Annotated in this window: 4 protein-coding genes; all 4 read right to left on the bottom strand. The window is 47.8% G+C overall.

Annotation, left to right across the window (positions count from 1 at the left end):
- A partial coding sequence (locus B2899_RS07035; protein ID WP_286884652.1) for a sensor histidine kinase occupies nucleotides 1-1,204 on the bottom strand: 1,204 nt, incomplete at its 3' end.
- Between the two features lie 11 nt (nucleotides 1,205-1,215).
- On the bottom strand, nucleotides 1,216-1,917 hold the full coding sequence (locus B2899_RS07030) for a response regulator transcription factor (RefSeq protein WP_286884650.1): 702 nt from the start codon (nucleotides 1,915-1,917) through the stop codon (nucleotides 1,216-1,218).
- Nucleotides 1,918-2,149: 232 nt separating this feature from the next.
- Entirely contained in the window at nucleotides 2,150-2,350 is a 201-nt protein-coding gene (copZ, locus tag B2899_RS07025; protein WP_146810113.1) for a copper chaperone CopZ, read from the bottom strand.
- Between the two features lie 45 nt (nucleotides 2,351-2,395).
- Entirely contained in the window at nucleotides 2,396-2,725 is a 330-nt protein-coding gene (locus tag B2899_RS07020) for a metal-sensitive transcriptional regulator (protein WP_146810114.1), read from the bottom strand.
- Nucleotides 2,726-2,870: the final 145 nt, after the last annotated feature.

Here is a 2,870-nt window from a genome sequence, read left to right as displayed (position 1 = left end):
CCTCAGGAATGCCCGGACCGTTGTCCTCTACTTCGATATAGGCCGCATCCTTATGTTCCTTTACTCGAACCCGGACCGTGCTGCCCGCGGGGATGTACCGTTTGGCATTCTCCAGCAAGTTCAGTACCACCTGTCCAAGTCGCTGCCGATCGCCTCTGATTATGAGAGGCTGATCGGGACCTTCATAATATAAATCAATGCCCTTCTCATCCATGGAAGGCTCTATCAATGTCAGCGCATCCGTCACCGCTTCTTCCAGCGGAAAACGCTCTACTTGAAACGAAAATGTTCCCTGTTCCAGGCGGGCCAAATCAAACAAATCCTGAACCAGCCGCTGCAGGCGGGAGCTCTGCTCATAAATAATTTCTGTATAAGCGCGCTGTTCCTCGCTATCCATCGACGAATCCCGCAGGATTTCTGCGTATCCTTTTAGATACGTCAAAGGCGTTCGCAGTTCATGACCGATATCGGCCAAAAATTCGTTGCGCTGCTTCTGGTAAAATTCGATACGGTCTGACATATAGTTGACGGAAGCCGCCAGTTGAGCCACCTCGTCACCACCCTGTACCGGCAGACGAACGGAGTAGTTTCCTTCTGCGATTTCACCGGTCGCCTGTTTTATCTGAAGAAGCGGACGCACGATCATCCGGGAAAGAAGAAAGACAATGCCGGTTACCACCAGAACAGTGATCGCGCCGGTAATCACAAGCATTCCCTGCAGCACTTCCACGGCCTGATGGATAGGAGCCGTAGGACTGAACATGACAACGGCGCCGACAGGTTCGCCGTTTTGCATAATCAAAGAACGGGACACGAGGAACGGCTTTTTATCCCAATCCTTTTCTACCGCCAGTTCTTCTTCCGCTCCGTGCTCACCTGTGGCCGATAAGTATTCGCGGTGAGCAGAGGTAATGGTATCCGAATTTGCGATAACGTTTCTGTTTCTATCAAGCACAACCACCATATAATTCGAACCTTTTTCCATGCGGGCCACATGATTCATGGTGGTAGGGGTAAAATGTTCGCTTAGCACGTTGGCATGGCTTTTTCCACGTTGCACCAGCTCCTCCGTAATATGAGAAAGGTAGAAGGTAAGAAATAGCGAATACAGGATTCCGCCCATCGAAAAAATGATGAACAAAAAAACAACAAGCAATAATAATCCTACTTTGGTAGACACACGATTGCGAATGGATTGAAGCATAATTCTCATCCTTACTGAATTTTATAGCCCACTCCCCACACCGTCTTCAAAATGTCATGAGCGGGTGCTCCCGCACTGCGGAGTTTCTCACGCAGGTTCTTCACGTGTGTATCTACGGTCCGGTAATCGTCCACATTGCGGTCCGACCAGATTAACGAAAGCAGAGCGTCCCGGCTGAATACATGGCCCGGATTCTTGATGAGCGTATATAAAATGTCATATTCTCTTCGGGTCAGGACAAGCGCAGCGTCCTGATAAAAAGCTTCCCGTCTCTTTTTGTCCACTTTAATACCGCGATGTTGAAGCAAACTGTTGGCAGAAGCCCTGGACGACGCATACGTTAGCTCGCTTCGCCGGAGAAGCGCCCGGACCCTTGCCAACAACTCCTCTTTCTCAAACGGTTTAGTAATGTAGTCATCGGCGCCCAACTTCAATCCCTGTACTTTGTCCGCCACTTCGTCACGAGCGGTCAGCATAATGATGGGCACAGAAGATGTCTGACGAATCTTTCTGCATGCCTCCCAACCGGACATTCCCGGCATCATAATGTCAAGCAGGATTAGGCGGTACGTCTTTTTTGCGACCGCCTCCAGGGCACGCTCCCCCGATGCGACTTCTTCGGTATCATATCCAGCTTTTTGTAAATGCAGTGACAAAAGCCGACGCATCTGCTGCTCATCATCCACAATTAAAATCGTGTTCTGTTCTGCCATTTTTTATCTTTCCTTTCGTATCTGCTTCACTACTATAAAAGCAAAAAAGCATGGAGAAATTGTGAAGAAAGTTGAACAAATGAACGAATGTATTTCGGAATACCTGGCATGCATGGAGGCGTGCAGAGGATGCGCTAGAGCCTGCCGTAAAATGGTGGCATGGCAGAATAGAAGCGTATGAAAACCCTCCTCAGCGACAATCTGAGGAGGGTTTGTATAACGGGATATTTTTTTAAACTACATCGTATCCTTGATCTTCGATGGCTTCTTTAATGGATTCCACGTTCACTTTATTTTCGTCGTATTCTACCTGAACGGTTTTTTCGGCAAGATTTACTTTTCCGGAAGCGCCAATTTCCTCCAGCGCGCCCTCAATGGCTTTTACGCAATGGTTGCAGGACATGCCTTCCACTTTCAATGTTACGTTTTGCATGATTTGTTCCCTCCAATGTGTTAGTATAGTTAAAGCAAGCCTTGCTTACTTCATTAATTTGTTCATCGTCTTTAACAGCTCATCAATTACTTCATTATCGCCTTCCTGGATGCGCTCAATGACGCAACTTTTCATATGTCCTTCCAATAGGAGGCGTCCTACCGAATTCAGTGCGGATTGTACGGCTGCGATTTGATTTAGGATATTGTCACAGTACACATCTCTGTCTATCATACCTTTAATACCACGAATTTGCCCTTCGATTCGATTTAATCGCGTGATCAAATTGTTTTTCATTTTTTCGGAATGATGGCTCGTTCTTTGGCACGCTTCATGCTCCTCCGTATTACCTGATTGCTCCACTACCGGTTCCATCGTTTCACCTCCTTATCAGGTTATTCTTATTGCTTTTTTATAATTTCACCCGCTGCAGGCGCAGCGCATTCAGCACAACGGAAACTGAACTCAACGCCATGGCGGCTCCCGCTACCCACGGCGCAAGAAATCCGGCGGCGGCAAT

It is taken from the genome of Aneurinibacillus sp. UBA3580, from assembly GCF_002375825.1.
GTDB lineage: Bacteria > Bacillota > Bacilli > Aneurinibacillales > Aneurinibacillaceae > Aneurinibacillus > Aneurinibacillus danicus.
This window is presented reverse-complemented; position numbering and strand designations above follow the sequence as displayed.